18 protein-coding genes are annotated in these 17,263 nt (G+C 63.0%); 12 read left to right on the forward strand and 6 right to left on the reverse strand.

All coding sequences use genetic code 11. From position 1 onward, the window contains the following. Positions 1-9 precede the first annotated feature (9 nt). Positions 10-264 carry a hypothetical protein gene (locus tag ABQJ48_RS23695; protein ID WP_367840441.1) on the reverse strand — a complete coding sequence of 85 codons (255 nt, stop codon included), beginning with the start codon at positions 262-264 and terminating at the stop codon, positions 10-12. 202 nt (positions 265-466) lie between these two features. Between ABQJ48_RS23695 and ABQJ48_RS23700 the strand changes: the two genes are divergently transcribed. From ABQJ48_RS23700 to ABQJ48_RS23730, 7 genes are all read left to right on the forward strand, one after another. After that, positions 467-1,213, forward strand: a complete 747-nt coding sequence (locus ABQJ48_RS23700; RefSeq protein ID WP_367840442.1) for a response regulator transcription factor — start codon at positions 467-469, stop codon at positions 1,211-1,213. Between the two features lie 27 nt (positions 1,214-1,240). After that, the gene (gene hemA / locus ABQJ48_RS23705; protein ID WP_367840443.1) at positions 1,241-2,527 is read left to right on the forward strand and encodes a glutamyl-tRNA reductase; all 1,287 of its coding nucleotides are present in this window, start codon (positions 1,241-1,243) and stop codon (positions 2,525-2,527) included. Positions 2,528-2,649: 122 nt separating this feature from the next. Then, positions 2,650-3,732, forward strand: coding sequence for a peptide chain release factor 1 (gene prfA, locus ABQJ48_RS23710; protein ID WP_367840444.1), 1,083 nt, complete (start codon positions 2,650-2,652; stop codon positions 3,730-3,732). An 8-nt stretch (positions 3,733-3,740) separates the two neighbouring features. Beyond that, entirely contained in the window at positions 3,741-4,619 is an 879-nt protein-coding gene (prmC, locus tag ABQJ48_RS23715; RefSeq protein ID WP_367840445.1) for a peptide chain release factor N(5)-glutamine methyltransferase, read from the forward strand. Positions 4,620-4,739: 120 nt separating this feature from the next. Continuing rightward, positions 4,740-5,051, forward strand: coding sequence for a Grx4 family monothiol glutaredoxin (grxD, locus tag ABQJ48_RS23720; RefSeq protein ID WP_367840446.1), 312 nt, complete (start codon positions 4,740-4,742; stop codon positions 5,049-5,051). Between the two features lie 44 nt (positions 5,052-5,095). After that, entirely contained in the window at positions 5,096-5,695 is a 600-nt protein-coding gene (locus ABQJ48_RS23725; protein WP_367840447.1) for a UbiX family flavin prenyltransferase, read from the forward strand. 160 nt (positions 5,696-5,855) lie between these two features. After that, on the forward strand, positions 5,856-6,641 hold the full coding sequence (locus ABQJ48_RS23730; protein WP_367840448.1) for a DODA-type extradiol aromatic ring-opening family dioxygenase: 786 nt from the start codon (positions 5,856-5,858) through the stop codon (positions 6,639-6,641). Positions 6,642-6,746: 105 nt separating this feature from the next. On the opposite strand, the gene ABQJ48_RS23735 is transcribed toward ABQJ48_RS23730, so the two are convergent. Beyond that, the gene (locus tag ABQJ48_RS23735) at positions 6,747-8,342 is read right to left on the reverse strand and encodes an APC family permease (RefSeq protein ID WP_367840449.1); all 1,596 of its coding nucleotides are present in this window, start codon (positions 8,340-8,342) and stop codon (positions 6,747-6,749) included. Positions 8,343-8,776: 434 nt separating this feature from the next. Here ABQJ48_RS23735 and ABQJ48_RS23740 point away from each other — a divergent pair, with 434 nt between their 5' ends. Then, positions 8,777-8,980, forward strand: coding sequence for a cold-shock protein (locus ABQJ48_RS23740; protein WP_007180251.1), 204 nt, complete (start codon positions 8,777-8,779; stop codon positions 8,978-8,980). Positions 8,981-9,093: 113 nt separating this feature from the next. Here ABQJ48_RS23740 and ABQJ48_RS23745 read toward each other — a convergent pair whose 3' ends face one another. After that, on the reverse strand, positions 9,094-10,344 hold the full coding sequence (locus ABQJ48_RS23745) for an Hsp70 family protein (RefSeq protein ID WP_367840528.1): 1,251 nt from the start codon (positions 10,342-10,344) through the stop codon (positions 9,094-9,096). A gap of 187 nt (positions 10,345-10,531) precedes the next feature. Here ABQJ48_RS23745 and ABQJ48_RS23750 point away from each other — a divergent pair, with 187 nt between their 5' ends. Continuing rightward, positions 10,532-12,007: an MFS transporter gene (locus ABQJ48_RS23750; protein ID WP_367840450.1), complete on the forward strand. Its 1,476-nt coding sequence runs from the start codon at positions 10,532-10,534 to the stop codon at positions 12,005-12,007. Between the two features lie 64 nt (positions 12,008-12,071). Here the strand turns inward: ABQJ48_RS23750 and ABQJ48_RS23755 are convergent, their stop codons facing one another. Both ABQJ48_RS23755 and ABQJ48_RS23760 read right to left on the reverse strand, forming a co-directional pair. Beyond that, positions 12,072-12,665, reverse strand: coding sequence for a nitroreductase family protein (locus ABQJ48_RS23755; protein WP_367840451.1), 594 nt, complete (start codon positions 12,663-12,665; stop codon positions 12,072-12,074). 178 nt (positions 12,666-12,843) lie between these two features. Further along, positions 12,844-14,127: an MFS transporter gene (locus ABQJ48_RS23760; protein ID WP_367840452.1), complete on the reverse strand. Its 1,284-nt coding sequence runs from the start codon at positions 14,125-14,127 to the stop codon at positions 12,844-12,846. 152 nt (positions 14,128-14,279) lie between these two features. Here ABQJ48_RS23760 and ABQJ48_RS23765 point away from each other — a divergent pair, with 152 nt between their 5' ends. Next, positions 14,280-14,930, forward strand: a complete 651-nt coding sequence (locus ABQJ48_RS23765; protein ID WP_367840453.1) for a TetR/AcrR family transcriptional regulator — start codon at positions 14,280-14,282, stop codon at positions 14,928-14,930. 103 nt (positions 14,931-15,033) lie between these two features. After that, positions 15,034-15,588, forward strand: coding sequence for a DUF1415 domain-containing protein (locus ABQJ48_RS23770; RefSeq protein ID WP_367840529.1), 555 nt, complete (start codon positions 15,034-15,036; stop codon positions 15,586-15,588). 62 nt (positions 15,589-15,650) lie between these two features. On the opposite strand, the gene ABQJ48_RS23775 is transcribed toward ABQJ48_RS23770, so the two are convergent. Beyond that, positions 15,651-16,493 carry a class I SAM-dependent methyltransferase gene (locus ABQJ48_RS23775; RefSeq protein ID WP_367840454.1) on the reverse strand — a complete coding sequence of 281 codons (843 nt, stop codon included), beginning with the start codon at positions 16,491-16,493 and terminating at the stop codon, positions 15,651-15,653. Between the two features lie 379 nt (positions 16,494-16,872). Here ABQJ48_RS23775 and ABQJ48_RS23780 point away from each other — a divergent pair, with 379 nt between their 5' ends. Next, positions 16,873-17,193, forward strand: a complete 321-nt coding sequence (locus ABQJ48_RS23780) for a type II toxin-antitoxin system HicA family toxin (RefSeq protein WP_367840455.1) — start codon at positions 16,873-16,875, stop codon at positions 17,191-17,193. The last annotated feature ends 70 nt before the right edge of the window (positions 17,194-17,263 follow it).

Here is a 17,263-nt window from a genome sequence, read left to right on the forward strand (position 1 = left end):
TGCAAGTATTTATCGACGGGACAGCAAGCCGACCGTCGCGGCGACCGCGATCATCGCGATGGCGGTGCATACCGGCCATTCGAGGATACCGCCGTCATGAAAGAGACCGGTCACGTTGCCGGCCATGCGCGCGACCGCCGCGCCGAGCAGCCCGGCCAGCACCGCCATCCACCAGCGGGCGCGGCTTGCCCGGCGCAGCGGATGGAGCCACGATCCAGCGAGACCGATTGTCACGCCCAACACGACGATGCCCGGCCACCCCATCAGCGAGCGACTCCGTGCATTTTCAGATTCGTCTTATCGTCGCAACAGCTCTGCACAGCTAGCATTTTTGTCTCATTAACTCTGAAGCTCAGCATGGCGCTTTCCGCATAGCGGTTGAGTTTAGGGGTCGGTGTGATGTTAGGCAAGCTGGCCGGCCTCACGAAAAGCCGGCTCCCGGTCGTCGCCACCCTGAAGCCGCCTGATGCGAATCGCCCTTATTGAACCGGATGTCCAACATGCCAAACTGGTCGATCGGCTGATCTTCGCCGGCGGCCATGCGTGTCAGCATTTCGCCACCAGCGCGTCGTTCCTCCAACACGCCGCCGATGCATTCTTCGACCTTCTCATCACCGAAACCTGGGCCGGCGACCTCCCGGCCGAGGACGTGATTTCGCGTGCGCGCTCCATCCTGCCGGGCCTGCCGGTCATCGTGCTGATGTCGGCCCCGCGCGAGAGCCAGATCGTCGCCGCCCTGCACGCCGGCGCCGACGATTGCATGAGCAAACCGGTGCGCGGGCCGGAAATGCTGGCCAGGGTCGACGCGCTGCTGCGCCGCGCGGGCCTGCGGCGGCCGGCGAACCGACGGCGCGACGTGATCGGCGGTTATGTGTTCGACGCGGCGCATTACGCCGTTAGCTACCGCAACAAAACGGTGACCCTCACCCCCAAAGAATTCCGCCTTGCGCTGATGCTGTTCAACAATCTGGCGCGTCCAGTGTCACGCGCGCATATCCTTGAAACGGTGTGGGCGCGCCGCCGCGACGTGAAGTCGCGCACCATCGACACCCACGCGTCGCGCGTGCGCAGCAAACTGGAGCTGCGCCCGCAGTTCGGCTATAGCCTGACACCGGTCTACGGCTACGGCTATCAGCTCGACGCCATTGCGCAGGACCTCCCGCCGCGGCCGGATGACGCGCCTAAGGATGTGGGAGCTGTGGAAACGCTATAATATTGCGCTAAACCATCGCTCCCCCAAATGCAGCTTCTAACGATCGGAATCAATCACCACACTGCGCCTGTCGCCTTGCGCGAACGCGTGGCGTTTCCGCTCGAACAGATCAAGCCTGCGTTAGACACGTTCAAGGGTGTCTGGCTCGGCCGCACGGCTCGTGCGGCGCCGGAAGCGGCGATTCTGTCCACCTGCAATCGCACCGAACTCTACTGCGCCACCGACGACCAGACCGCGCGCGAAGCCGCGATCCAGTGGTTTTCGAAGTACCACAGCCTGCCCATCGACGAGCTCGCGCCGCACGTCTACGCGCTGCCGCAGTCGGAGGCCGTACGCCATGCATTTCGCGTCGCCTCGGGGCTCGACTCGATGGTGCTGGGCGAGACGCAGATCGTCGGACAAATGAAGGATGCGGTGCGCACGGCGTCCGAAGCCGGCGCATTGGGCACCTACCTGAACCAGTTGTTCCAGCGTACGTTCGCGGTTGCGAAGGAAGTGCGCAGCACGACCGAAATCGGCGCTCAGTCCGTTTCCATGGCGGCGGCCGCGGTGCGACTCGCGCAGCGCATCTTCGACAAGATCTCGAATCAGCGCGTGCTTTTCATCGGCGCGGGCGAAATGATCGAATTGTGCGCGACCCACTTCGCCGCGCAGCACCCGCGCGAGCTGGTGGTCGCCAATCGCACCGCCGAGCGGGGTTCGCGTCTTGCCGAACGTTTCAACGGCCGTGCGATTCCGTTGTCCGAACTGCCCGCGCGGATGCACGAGTTTGACATCATCGTGTCGTGCACTGCGTCCACGTTGCCGATCATCGGCCTGGGCGCGGTCGAGCGGGCGGTCAAGGCGCGCCGTCACCGGCCCATCTTCATGGTCGACCTCGCCGTTCCGCGCGATATCGAACCCGAAGCGGGCCAGCTGGAAGACGTGTTCCTGTACACCGTCGACGACCTCGGCGCGATCGTCCGCGAAGGCAATGCGTCGCGCCAGGCGGCGGTCGCGCAGGCCGAGGCGATCATCGAAACGCGCGTGCAGAATTTCATGCAGTGGCTCGACGCACGCAGCATCGTCCCTGTGATCCGTCACATGCATACGCAGGCCGACGTACTGCGCCGCGCCGAAGTCGAACGCGCGCAGAAAATGCTGGCGCGCGGCGACGATCCGGCCGTCGTGCTCGAAGCGCTGTCGCAAGCGCTCACGAACAAGCTGATTCACGGGCCCACGCACGCGCTCAACCGCGCGAGCAGCGAAAACCGTGACACGCTCATCGAACTGATGGGCGGTTTCTACAAGCACTCCGGTTCCACGGAGCGTTAGCGGCGCGATCAGCGCCGCGTGGTTGCGCCGCCCGCCAGTGGCGCGCGCCATGCTTCCGTCCAGGGCATCCGCCCACTTCCCTAGTCGCCGTCCTTGCCGGAGCCCGCTCCGAAACCCGTCCGATGAAAACGAGCATGCAACGCAAGCTCGACCAGCTCACCACCCGGCTGGCCGAACTGAATGACCTGTTGAGCCGCGAGGACGTCACAGCGAATCTCGATCAATATCGCAAGCTCACGCGCGAACATGCCGAGCTTGGTCCGGTAGTCGAGCATTACGCGCTGTGGCGCCATGCAATGAACGACGCCGAAACCGCGCAGGAACTGCTGGCGGACACGTCCATGCGCGACTTCGCGGAAGACGAAATCCGCGCGGCGCGCGAGCGCATGGACAAGCTCGGCGCCGAGTTGCAGAAGATGCTGCTGCCCAAAGATCCGAACGACGAGCGCAACATCTTCGTCGAAATTCGCGCGGGCACGGGCGGCGACGAGTCCGCGCTGTTCGCGGGCGATTTGCTGCGCATGTACCTGCGCTTTGCGGAGCGCAATCGCTGGCAGGTCGAGATGATGTCGGCGAGCGAGTCGGATCTGGGCGGCTACAAGGAAGTGATCGTGCGGATCGCCGGTGAGGCCGTGTATTCGAAGCTCAAGTTCGAATCCGGCGGCCATCGCGTGCAGCGCGTGCCGGCCACCGAAACCCAAGGCCGCATCCACACGTCGGCCTGCACGGTCGCGGTGATGCCGGAAGCCGACGAAATCGGCGAAGTCGAAATCAATCCGGCCGATCTGCGCATCGATACCTTTCGCGCGTCCGGCGCGGGCGGTCAGCACATCAACAAGACCGACTCCGCAGTGCGCGTCACGCACCTGCCGACCGGCATCGTCGTCGAATGTCAGGACGACCGTTCACAGCACAAGAACAAAGACCGCGCGCTGAAGGTGCTCGCCGCGCGCATCAAGGACAAGCAGTCGCACGAGCAGCAGGCGAAGGAAGCGGCCACCCGCAAGCACCTGATCGGCTCCGGCGACCGTTCGGAGCGGATTCGCACGTACAACTTTCCGCAGGGGCGTCTGACCGACCATCGGATCAATCTGACGCTGTATCGCCTCGACGCAATCATGGACGGCGACCTGGACGAGCTGATCGCAGCGCTGGTCAGCGAGCATCAGGCTGAATTGCTGGCCTCGCTGGGCGACGCCGACTAACCCCGCCAATGATGCCCGCCACGTCAGACAACCCCGCCACACCGGCGCCTTTTACCACGCCCGAGGCGCTGTTGCGCGCATCTGCGCTGCCGCCGTTGGAAGCACGGATTCTGCTCACGCATGTGCTGGGCTGGCGGCGCACGCAGCTGATCACGCGCGGCGACGAGCCGCTCGAACGCGCGAGCGTCGAGCATTACCACGCGCTGGAACTGCGGCGCATAGCGGGCGAGCCGGTCGCGCAACTAGTCGGCGCACGGGAGTTTTTCGGTCTCGAGTTTGAAGTCACGCCCCATGTGCTGATTCCACGACCGGAAACCGAATTGCTGGTCGAGACCGCGCTGGCCGCGCTCCGGCACATCTCGCGGCCCCGGGTGCTCGATCTGGGCACCGGCACCGGTGCGATTGCCGTGGCAATTGCGGCGGCGCGGCCCGACGCGCAGCTGTGGGCGCTCGACCGTTCCGCCGAGGCGCTGGCCGTTGCCGAGCGCAACGCCGCGCGCCTGCTGGATGTGCAACGCCCGGGCGGCGCCGTCGTTTTGCAGCACAGCGACTGGTACGACTCACTCGACGCCGCCCTGCGCTTCGACGCGATCGTCAGCAATCCGCCTTATATTGCCTGCGGCGATCCGCATCTGTCGCAAGGCGACCTGCGCTTCGAGCCGCGCAGTGCGCTCACCGACGAAGCCGACGGCCTGAGCGCGATCCGCGAGATCGTCGCCGGCGCGCCCGCACGCCTCGCCGCGAACGGCGTATTGTGGATCGAGCACGGCTATGACCAGGCTCAGGCCGTGCGCGCTCTGCTCGCCGCCCAAGGCCTCGCGCGGGTGGGCTCGCAACGCGATCTCGCGGGTATCGAGCGGATCAGCGGCGCTCAGCTGGCCGGCTAGCCCACGGCACGGTCTCAATGCACACGGCCACAGGCGGCAAGACGTCCTTCGGCCGGGCACACCGAAATCCGCTATCATTTCAGCCTAACCCCTACACATCACGGAACCGCAAGGTCAGTCATGGATACGCAACAACGCATCAAGCAAATCGTCGACGATAACAACGTCGTCCTCTTCATGAAGGGCACAGCCCAGTTCCCGATGTGCGGCTTTTCGGGCCGGGCTATCCAGATTCTGAAAGCGTGCGGCGTCGGCGAAATCAAAACCGTCAACGTGCTCGAAGACGACGAAGTCCGCCAAGGCATCAAGGCGTTCTCGAACTGGCCGACCATTCCGCAGCTTTACGTGAAGGGCGAATTCATCGGCGGCTCGGACATCATGATGGAAATGTACGAATCGGGCGAACTGCAGCAACTGTTCGCGTCGGCCTGAGCGGCCGCGGTCCGCATATCCGCCTTATCGAGGCGCCGCGAGCCATGGAAGCACGTGTCGCGGCGCCACGCCGGCTGATCGTCGCGATCACCGGCGCAACCGGCGCCATCTATGGCATGCGGTTGCTGGAGACGCTGCGTCGGCTCGGCGGCGTCGAGAGCCACCTGCTGATTTCGAACGCAGGCTGGCTCAATATCCAGCATGAACTCCGATTCAACAAAGAACACGTGCATTCGCTCGCCGATATCGTCCATTCGGTGCGCGACGTAGGCGCCAGCATTGCGTCCGGCTCCTTCGCCACCGACGGCATGGTAGTCGCCCCCTGCTCGATGAAGACGCTTGCGAGCGTCGCGCACGGCCTCTCCGACAACCTGATCACGCGCGCCGCCGATGTCACGCTCAAGGAGCGCCGCCGCCTCGTGCTGCTGGTGCGCGAAACGCCGTTCAATCTCGCGCATCTGCGCAATATGACAGCCGTCACCGAAATGGGCGGGGTGATCTTTCCGCCGCTGCCCGCGTTCTACAACCGACCTGCGTCGATTGACCAAATGGTCGATCACACGGTGGCGCGCGTTCTGGATCTGTTCGCGCTCGGGCCGGCTTTGTCGCCGGCGTGGGCGGGCTTGCGCGGCGCTGAGGAATAGCCCCTGCGTAATAGCCCCTGCGTTCTTGCGCGGTGCGCGTACGCATTGATAACAGCGACGACACAATCAATTCTGCTTTGAGCCGTTTATGAAACGGCAGTGCGAGCCTATAGTGGTAGTCATCCTACCTCTACGCCGCGCCTGCGGCTGTGTTGCTGCCATGAACCGTCTACCCTCGCTCTTCCTGTCCCACGGCGCGCCCACCTTGCCGATCGACCCGTCGATGCCGTCCGCAGAGTTCGGCGCGCTCAGCGCCCAACTGCCGCGTCCGCACGCCGTTCTGATGCTGTCGGCACACTGGGGTACCGCCGAGCCGCTGGCCAGCAGCGCCACCGCGCCAGAAACCATCCATGATTTCTATGGCTTTCCGCGCCAGTTGTACGAAATCCAGTACCCGGCGCCGGGCGCGCCGGAAGTGGCACGCCGCGCCGCCGCGTTGCTCGGTGAGAGCGGCATCCTCGCAGATGTGCAGCCGCACGGGCTCGATCACGGAGCATGGGTGCCGATGCTGCTGATGTTCCCTGCCGCCGACGTGCCGATCGCGCAGTTGTCGATCCAGCCGCACAAGGACGCCGCCCATCACTACCGCGTCGGCCGCGCGCTGCGGGCGCTGCAGGACGACGGCGTGATGGTGGTCGGCTCAGGGCAGATCACGCATAACCTGCGCGCCGCCGACTTCGCCGCTCGCCCCGAAGACGCCGACCCGCGCGTTACCGAATTCACTGACTGGTTCGAGGCGAAGCTAGGCGCGCACGACATCGACGCCCTGCTGGACTACCGGCGCCAGGCACCGCACGCCGTGCTGATGCATCCGACCGACGAGCATCTGCTGCCGGTCTTCGCCGCCTTGGGCGCGGCGGACGACGACTATGCGCTGACGATCCAGTCGCTCGGCACCTTCCAGCGCTCGCTCGCGATGACCAACTACGTGTTCGGCACCGCCTGACTGCGCCCGAACAAGCGGTGACAAAAAAGCCCGCCTGAGCAACCCAGGCGGGCTTTTTACCGTCCGGACCGAAGCCCGGTGGAACCGACAAATGGCGCGCGGCGCTTAATGCGCGGCGATCCCTTCGAGCACTTCGTCGTGGACCTCACGCTCGTCCAGATACTCCGAGCGATAGCCGCTATTGACGCCCCAGTAGTAGAAAACCACCGCGAAAGCGATCACCACCAGCATATCCCAGCCGTACGGCAGGATGCCGAAGCCGCCGAACTGCTTGCTGCCGATCAGCGACAGAAGGGCCATGATCGGCAGGTAAGCGACCAGCCACCATGCCGCCTTCAGATCGCGGCCCCAGCCGGCAAAGCCGGACTTCGTCTGGAAGTAGAAATACACCGGCAGTGCGACGACCATCAGCAGAATGATTTCGCCAGTGAGCGGCCACCGGGCCCAATAGAGGATCAGCGACGCACACACGAACGCGAACGGCGCGATCAGCTTCATGCCGGCGATATGCAGCGGACGCTCCAGATCGGTCGCAGCGCGGCGCAACGCCATCAGACTGATCGGCCCCGTCAGGTACGAGATCACCGTAGCGACCGAAATCACCGCCGCGAGCGAACTCCAGCCACGGAAGAAGAACAGGAACAGGAACGACACGAACAGGTTGAAACACATCGCCTGACGCGGCACGCCATAGAACGGGTGGACGTTGCCGAACATCTTCGGCATCGTGTTGTTGCGCTCCATCGCGTAGATCATGCGAGTGGTGGTCGCCATATAAGTCGTACCCGTACCGCTGGGACTGACGAATGCGTCGACGTACAGCAGGATCGCCAGCCAGTTCAGGTTCAGCGCAATTGCGAGCTCCGCGAACGGCGACGCGAAGTTGAAATACTTCCAGCCCTTCGCCACGTCGCCCGGGTTCACCCCACCGATATAGGCGATCTGCAGCAGCACGTAGATCACCAGCGCCAGCAGAATCGAGCCGATCACCGCGAACGGCACGCTCTTGGCGGGATTGCGGGCTTCACCGGCGAGATTGATCGGGCTCTGGAAGCCGTTGAACGCGAACACGATGCCGCTCGTCGCCACCGCGGTCAGCACGGAGGACCAGCCGTACGGGGCGAAGGTACTCACTTCGCCGAAGTTTTCCTTGTGGAAGCCCGTTAGCATCAAGCCGAGGATCGTCGCGCCCGGAATCACGAACTTGAAGATCGTAATCGCCGAATTGGCGCGCGCGAACAGCTTGACACCCCAGTAATTGAGCAGGAAGTAGATGATCACGAGGGCGGCGGACAGCAATAGTCCGTTCGTCGTCAACGATCCCCCGACGAATAGAGCATGCGCCCAAGGATAGGGCCAGGTACTCATGTACTGAATCGACGCTTCCGCTTCGATCGGAATCACCGAGACGATCGCAATCCAGTTGGCCCATGCGCTGATAAAGCCAACCAGCGCACCGTGCGAATAGCGCGCGTAACGCACCATGCCGCCGGATTCCGGAAACATTGCGCCGAGTTCCGCGTAGGTCAATGCAATCGCGAGAATCACGACCGCGCCGATGATCCAGGCGCAAATCGCCGCTGGACCTGCAATTTTCGCCGCCTTCCACGCACCGAACAGCCAGCCCGACCCGATGATCGAACCCAGGCCGGTCAACAGTAGTGCGAACGGCCCGATGTTCCGTTGTATAGAACTTTTCACGTCTTCTCCTGTATCAGAACTCTGCCGGCACCGCGTGACACCGCTTGCGGCGGCGAAACGGGCGTCGCGCATGCATGCGCGACGGATCCACTGTGGAAAGGTGCAACCGACGCGCGGCGCGTAGTTTAACGGTTGCACCGCCTCGCGGTCATCGAAATTAAGGGTTCTCCCTGGCAAGAATTTCTTGACGCATGGCAAGGTTTGTCAGTAAATGCGGCAACAACGTCTGGCCACCTGGAAAGATTCGAGCCGAGTGTTGACCTTCTTTCAAAATCGCCGTATAACGTTCGGGCAGGATTTCAAGCGGCGAGTGAATTGGTCTTTCGTAGTTCGCCCATCAACGGTACTCCGGTTGGTCCCATTACCCCCTTCCTTGATTTTCATGCACTCAGTTGGGCTTCGGCCTTATTTACCCATTTTTAGGAACAAGTAATATGGAAACCGGTACCGTCAAGTGGTTCAATGACGCAAAGGGCTTTGGCTTCATCACGCCGGACGGCGGTGGCGAAGATCTGTTCGCGCATTTCTCGGAAATCCGCACGGAAGGCTTCAAGACGCTGCAAGAAAACCAAAAGGTTACGTTTGAAGTGAAGACGGGCCCGAAGGGCAAGCAAGCCGCCAACATCAAGCCGGTGTAAGCGCTACGCTTCCTTCCGGACGCAAAAAACCCCGCCTCGGCGGGGTTTTTTTATATGCGTAGCAACTGAATGCGCCGATTAACTTCGCAGTATGCTGCGGATTAGTTTGTTGATCATCCGAACAAACGGCGCGCGTGAATGCCGAGTCCCGTCGCGACGCTCGCGAGGCGATCGCCGAATACCGCCTTCGCCTCCGGAAACGCCGCCGTCAATGCGCCGGATAGAAACGCCAAACCCGTCGAGCCGCCCGTGAAGTAAATCGCGCTGAGTTCCCGCGCCCCGACCCCGGCCGCTTGTACCGTGTCGCGCGCCGCCTGTACGATGCGTTGCGTTTCGTCCCGGCCGGCCTCGATCAATTGCGCTTCGTCGAACGCGAGGCGCAGGTCCTCCTCCACTTCGTCGAGGTCGATCAAAGTCTCGCCCCCCGCCGCCACGCCGATCTTCGCCTCTTCCGCATGTGCCGCCAGCGCATGCCCGAGGCGGCGTTCCACCACGCGCATCAGGCGGTCGTGGTGCCTGGCATCGGTGAACAGGTGCCGCATCAGCGTGAGTTCGCTGACGCGCTTGGGCGCATAGATCGTGTTGATCAGATGCCAAGTTGCGAGATCGAAATACGTACGGTTCGGAATCTCGCGCCCTTGCGGATCGAGCGACTGATAGCCGAGCTCGCGCAGGATCGTCGCCAGTTCGACGCGGCGGTCGAAGTCGGTGCCGGCGACGTGCACGCCGTGGTGTGCCAGCACGTCGTCCTTGCGCTCGACGCGCGTCATCCGCTGCGGCCCCACCCGCACCAGCGAAAAGTCCGACGTGCCCCCGCCGATATCGGCCACCAGCACGAGCCCCTCCTGGGTCAGATGCGATTCGTAGTCGAACGCGGCTGCGATCGGTTCATACTGGAAGTGAATGTCCCGCAGACCGACCGAGCGCGCGGCGGCTTCGAGCTGCTGCTGCGCCATCTGATCGGCGCGCGGATCGTCGTCGACGAAGAACACCGGGCGGCCCAGCACCGCGCGCTCGATCGGAGCGCCGGCGCTCTGCTCGGCCGAGCGCTTCAGATGATCGACGAAAATCGCGATCACGTCCGTGTACTTGATCGCGGAGCCGTCGCCCAGATCCGTGGACGTCTCGGCGAGCGGCGAGCCGAGAATGCTCTTCATCGAGCGCATCAGTCGGCCGTCGAAACCGTCGATGTAGGCCGCCAGCGCCGCCCGCCCGAATTCGCGGGTGTTTTCGTCGGTATTGAAAAAGACCGAGGTGGGCAGCGTCGTGTACGCACCCTCGACCGGCGCGAGCTTGAGCAAAGCGCCGTCAGGCACGGCCACGGCCGAGTTGGAAGTACCGAAGTCAATCGCGCAATAGTTCATGGCAGGCATCGCCGCTCACGCTGGCGCGGACAGAAAGGGGAGCGGCTTTGTAACACGAAAGGTCGATCAGCATCAACTTGGGTTTTCACGTCCGTCAGGGTATTGCAATGTATCGACCGAACGGAACGGATATTGCTCTTGCGCACAGGATACGTCGCCAAATTACAGATCGAGGAGACTTCCAGCGATGAGCGCACCGCCGACTGCCGCTGCTCACAAAAAGAAAACCGATGTAGTCGAAACGGATCTGCCCTCGCGGCTCGACCGGCTGCCGTGGGGCCGCTTTCACTCGCTGATCGTCGTGGCGCTCGGCGTGACGTGGCTGCTCGACGGTCTCGAAGTGACCTTGGCGGGCGCAGTCGCGAGTGCGTTGAAATCCAGCCCGTCGTTGCACTTTTCCAATGCCGACGTGGGTCTTGCCGGCAGCGCCTATATTGCTGGCGCGGTCCTTGGCGCATTGGGCTTCGGCTGGCTGACGGACCGGCTCGGCCGGCGCCGGCTGTTTTTCATCACGCTTGCGGTCTATCTGGCGGCCACCGCGGCGACCGCGCTGTCGTGGGGTCTGGGTAGCTTCCTGCTGTTTCGTTTCCTGACCGGCGCGGGGATTGGCGGCGAATATACGGCAATCAATTCGACCATTCAGGAGTTCACGCCGGCCAGGGTGCGCGGCTGGACCGATCTCGGTATCAACGGCACCTTCTGGATAGGCGCGGCGCTTGGCGCGGCGGGCTCGCTGGTGCTGCTCGATCCGCACCTGCTGCCGGCAGACTGGGGGTGGCGCGCGTGCTTCTTTATCGGCGCGGTGCTGGCGCTGGGGATCCTGCCGATGCGCATCTGGGTGCCCGAAAGCCCGCGCTGGCTACTCACGCACGGCGACGCGCGGACCGCGCGCTCGGTCGTGGAAGGAATCGAGGCGCGGTTCCGGCACGAAGGCCACGCGCTGTCCGACGATCAGCTCACCCGTTTGCGCCTGCGCGCGCGCAAACATACGCCGCTGCGCGAGGTGTTCCACACGCTTCTGAACGTGCATCGACGCCGCGCGCTGGTCGGTCTGACGCTGATGACCGCGCAGGCATTCTTCTACAACGCGATTTTCTTCACCTACGCGCTGGTGCTCACGGACTTCTATCAGGTGCCGGGCGAGCGCATCGGCTGGTATCTGCTGCCTTTCGCGCTCGGTAACTTTCTCGGTCCGCTGCTGCTCGGCCGACTGTTCGACGTGATCGGACGACGCAAGATGATCGCGGTGACCTACGGCATGTCCGCGATCCTGCTGACGTTGAGCGGCTATCTGTTCGAACAGCAGTTGCTGAGCGTCGTCACGCAGACGATTGCGTGGATGGTGATTTTCTTCTTTGCGTCGGCGGCGGCGAGTTCGGCCTATCTGACGGTCAGCGAATCGTTTCCGCTCGAAATCCGCGCGCTGGCGATCGCGGTCTTTTATGCGTTCGGCACGGCGCTGGGCGGCATCGTCGGGCCGGCGTTCTTTGGCCGGCTGATCGACACGCACCAGCGCAGCGAGGTGTTCACGGGCTATCTGGTGGGCTCGGGGCTGATGCTCGTGGCGGCCGTGGTCGCCGCAATTTGGGGCGTGGATGCGGAGCGCAAATCGCTCGAACATGTGGCGACGCCGTTGTCGAGCGTCGCGGACGGCGCGCAATAAAAAACGCGCGAACGACGCCGCGCGTTTGGCTTCGCATTCGGTGCGGCAACATGCGCCGAAGAAATCAGAACGCTTTTTTCCAGCCGCCGCCGTAGGCGATCTCCGTGAGCGGCAGACGCTGGCGCACCGACTTCTCGCGTTCGCGCAGCACCGGGTCCAGTTTGTCGATTTCACCGTAATGGCCGAGCGAAATGATCGCGATCACGTCGACGTCGTTCGGCAGCGCGAACGCTGTACGGAACGCGTTCGGATCGAAACCGCTCATCTGATGCGCAGCAAGGCCGAGCGCATGCGCCTGCAAGACCAGCGCCATGGCGGCCGCGCCCGCGTCGTAGCGAGCGCAGCGATTGACTTCGCCCTTGCTGGTCAATGTGTGCGCGGTCACCGCGATCAGCACCGGCGCGCGCGAATTCCACCCCTGGTTAAAAGGCACCAGCGTCGTGAAAGCCTGTTTGAAGGAGACTTCGTCGACGCTGCGATCGAATACAAGAAACCGCCACGGTTGCGAGTTGTATGAAGACGGCGCCCAGCGTGCCGCTTCAAGCAGCATACGCAGGTGTTCGCGGCTGACCGGCTCGCTCGAATACGCGCGCGGGCTCCAGCGGCCTGCAATCAGCTCGTGAATGGCAACGTCGGTGGGGGCAGGTTTGTTTGTCATGCGCTTCTCTCGGTCGGAATTCATGATCGCCGGGCGGCTGCCCAGGGTTACATAGCATAACCGGGCTTGGGGCAGACGCCCCAACCAGCGAGCAGTTTGTTTACCGACCGGCTGCACGAGAAAACGGCCCTTGTCGGGCCGTTGCCGGTTTGCGTTATCGCACTCGCGCTGCCCGGCTTTACACCGCTTGCGGCTGCGGCACCTTCGCCGGCCGGTTGATCCGCAGCACGATCACCGCGGCGACGAGACAAAGACCGCCGGAAATCATCGACGCAACCGTATAAGTGCCCAGGCTTGCGCGCAGCAGGCCCGCGCCGAGCGCCGCGAACGCCGCGCCCAGCTGGTGGCCCGCGACCACCCAGCCGAACACCACCGGTGCCGCTTCCTTGCCGTACACATCGGTGGCAAGACGTACGGTCGGCGGAACGGTGGCGATCCAGTCAAGCCCGTAAAACACAGCGAACAGAGGCAGGCCGAAGAAGTCGATACCGAACGCGTGCGGCAGATACATTAACGACAAGCCGCGCAGGCCGTAATACCAGAACAGCAGCAGACGGCTATTGAAGCGGTCCGACAGCCAACCCGACAATGTCGTGCCAAACAGATCGAAGATGCCCATCGCGGCAAGCAGCGACGCGCCTTGGACCTCGGTCATACCGTAGTCGCCGCACATGGCGATCAGATGCGTGCCGACATACCCGTTGGTGCTCGCGCCGCAGATGAAGAAGCTGAAGAACAGCAGCCAGAAATCGCGCGTCTTGCTCGCCATCGCGAGCGTGCCGAATGCAATGGCGAGCGGATTCTGTTTGGTGACGGTACCCGTGACCGGTGCGTCGTGCGGCTCGCCATACGGGCGCAGTTCCATGTCCGCCGGGCGCTCCGGCAACAGGAATGCGACCAGCGGAATCACGATCGCCGCCGCCAGCGCGACAGCCCACACGACCTGGCGCCAGCCGTAATGCTCGGCGATTGCGGCGAGCATCGGCAGGAACACGAGTTGGCCGGTAGCCGAACTCGCCGTGAGAATGCCCATGACGAGGCCGCGGCGAGTCGTGAACCAGCGTGTCACCACGGTCGCCGACAAGGACAGCGCCGCGACGCCCGTGGAGCCGCCCACCATCACGCCCCAGATCAGGACCATCTGCCACGGATGCGTCATCAGCGACGACAGCGCCACGCCCCCGGCCATCGCGCCGAGCGCCGCGAGCAGGGTGGGCCGCACGCCGAAGCGCTGCATCGCCGCCGCCGCGAACGGGCCCATCAATCCGTACAGCGCGATGTTCACGGAGATTGCCAGCGAGATCGTTGCACGGCTCCAGCCGAATTGATGCTCGAGCGGCACCATCATGACGCTCGGCGTGGCGCGCGTTCCCGCCGCCGCCAGCAGTACGAGAAACACCACCGCGACGGTCAGCCAGCCGTAGTGGAAACGTCCGCCAATCAGTCTCGCTGCCCAGTTCATTGGTTCTCCGGTCGACGCAGCCACCGCGCTTGCATCGTTCGCATTATTACGGTTTGGGTAAAGGACTTGTGACAGATCTGTCACAATAATATTGCAATGTTAGTTACCGATCGGTAACATGTCAAGACATCAGTACGAATCAGGGGTCGATCATGTCCAGCAGCGACATCTCCAAGCCGAGCGGTGAGCCTCGTGTGCCGCGCACGCGCGGCGCACAAACGACCGGAGCGCAGGCGCAGCAGAACTTGCTGCGCGCCGCGAGCGAGTTGTTCTATCGCGAGGGCGTGCGCACGGTCGGCGTCGACGCGGTGGTCGAGCGGGCCGGCGTGAACAAGATGAGTTTGTATCGCCAGTTTTCGTCGAAGGACGAGTTGGTGATGGCTTATCTGGAGCAAAAGGACCAGCAGTTCTTCAGCTACGTCGAAAAGAGCTTCGCAAAACATCCGGGCGACCCGGCGCGCCAGCTTCAACAGTGTTTCGACGACCTCGCGGTGCGAGCGTCGATCGACGACTATCGGGGTTGTCCTTTCGTGAATGTGTCGGTGGAGTTTCCCGACGCCGCGCATCCCGCGCGGCAATTCGTGTTTGCCAACAAGCAGCGGCTGATGGCCCGCCTCGCCGAATTAGCGGCCGCGGCGGGCGCCGACGACCCAGTGGCGCTTGCGAATGCCCTCGGACTGATCATGGAGGGGGTGTATGCGGCAAGTCAGACATACGGTGCGGGATGTGGACCGGTTCTGGCCGCGCCGAAGGTCGCCGCGCAGTTGATCGCCGCCGCGTGCGGCAAGACAGCGGGCAAGTGAACGAAACGCGGCCGCGTTGCCTGGCGCCGCGGTTTGCACTGGCGTGAATCGCTGTGAACCCCGCGCCGTTAAAATGACGCTTTTAGCCGCTGTGCCGCTCACCATGCCGTTGTCCACCGAATCTCACGATATCGTCGTAGCCGCCACCCGTCACTGGCTGACCGAGGCGGTGATCGGGCTCAATCTGTGCCCGTTTGCAAAAGCCGTGCATGTGAAGGGGCAGATTCGCTACGCGGTGAGCGACGCCGTCGACATGCCGGCCGTGCTGACCGATCTCGAAGCCGAGCTACAAACCCTGATCGCCACCGATCCGCAAGCCGTCGACACGACGCTGCTGATCCTGCCGCGCGCACTCGGCGATTTCGCCGATTTCAACGACTGCCTGTTTTTCGGCGACCGGCTCATCAAGCAGCTTCGACTCGACGGGATCGTTCAGATCGCGAGCTTTCACCCGGCTTACCAGTTTGAAGGCAGTGAGCAGGACGACATCGAGAACTACACGAACCGCGCTCCCTACCCGATCCTCCATCTGCTGCGTGAGGACAGCATCGAGCGGGCCGTGCAGGCCGTCCCCGATGCGGAAGATATTTACGAGCGCAATCAGGCGACGCTGCGGCGCATCGGACTCGCCGGGTGGAACGCGGTGATGAAGCGTTGATTCGCCCGGCAGCGGGAGTCATGAAGGTGGCCGCGAAGAGCCAACCAAAACCGCTGGGACCATCACAGAGGCGCAAAAAACCGTTCCTTTAGTTCTTCAATACCGAGTGTTTGCATCACTTCGTTGAGCCGTTCGGCCGGCCTGCGCCGCGGCAAATCCTTGTACTGCGCGATGATCAGTTCGTTTTTCATCGAATGCTCCCACCCCACCAGCTCGGTCACGTTGACCTGATACCCGTGCGCCTCAAGCTGTAAGCAACGCAGCACATTCGTGATCTGGCTGCCGAATTCACGCGTGTGCAACGGATGCCGCCAGATTTCCGCCAACGCATTCGCGAGCGATTTCGCCTTGTTCCGCCGCAGCACGCCGGCCACCTCGGCCTGACAGCACGGCACGACCACGATGTATTTGGCCTGTTTTTCCAGCGCGAAGCGGATCGCGTCGTCGGTTGCGGTATTGCACGCGTGCAGCGCAGTCACGATGTCGATCCGCGCAGGCAAACTCGCCGACGTAATCGACTCCGCCACCGACAGATTCAGAAACGACATGCCCGTGAAGCCGAGCCGCGCCGCCAGTTCCTCGGACTTCCTGACGAGCTCTTCGCGCGTTTCTATGCCGTAAATGTGCGAAGGAGCACTTGCGGCACCCTGAAACTGCTTGAAGAAAAGATCGTAGAGAATAAAACCTAGGTATGACTTGCCCGCGCCGTGATCGACGAGCGTCAGGGCGCCCTGCTGGTCCTTGAGATCTTTGAGCAGCGGCTCGATGAACTGAAACAGGTGGTAGACCTGCTTCAGCTTGCGTCGGCTGTCCTGGTTCATTTTGCCGTCGCGCGTCAGGATATGGAGTTCCTTCAGCAACTCGACGGACTGGTTGGGACGGATTTCGTGGCTTTGGCTGGACATCTTGGGAGCCGTCGTCAGTTGCAGCGCGAACGTGCGACAGATGACGGAAAATGGTAAAAGTTGCTGTCAGTTTACCCAATGTGCGGGTCGCTCACCCGGGAGCCGCACAAAGCAGGTGCGCAAACCGGTCAGTCTGGAACGGCCCATGCTCGAAAGCATCATGGAAACGTTTCGGGAGTGGCCAAAGAACCGGCTTGCAGGACGGCCAAGTCCAATGGCGCAAGCCGTGTCGCCAAAAAGAACTTGCGGGCGTCATCACGTCGACGCAAACGGATTGCAAGCGGGGAGGACCGACCCGGAACACGGGCGACATGTTACGTAACCAGCAGCGCGCCGAGACATCGACCGGACGCGCGCTCGGATGACAGAAGAGGCGGCAATGGACACGGTACCCAACGGAAACGTCGAACAGAAGTTTCAGGAAATGCTGGCGAAGCTCACCGCGACGCCCGTCTGGTCCGAAAAGCAGCAACTGGAACTGGAGATGGCGCGCGATATCTCGACAGAAATGCTTCGTCTGGCCGAAGTCATGCGCGATGGCAAAGTCGATATGGAAACATGTCTGACCCTGCTCAAGTACGCCAAGGTGCTGGACTTCGTGATGACCACGCTCGCGTCGCGGCGCGACATCAAACCGCAAACGCTGCGTGTCATCTTCAAACTGGCTGGGCTAAAGGTGGACGAGGCTTACCCCGGTTGACGATCAGGACGCCCCCGCAAGCCGCCAGACAACGCCCCGACCCGCGAACGGTTTTGCGCCGCTCGCCCAG

The organism is Paraburkholderia suaedae (assembly GCF_040812055.1).
In the GTDB taxonomy this organism is placed as follows: Bacteria; Pseudomonadota; Gammaproteobacteria; order Burkholderiales; family Burkholderiaceae; genus Paraburkholderia.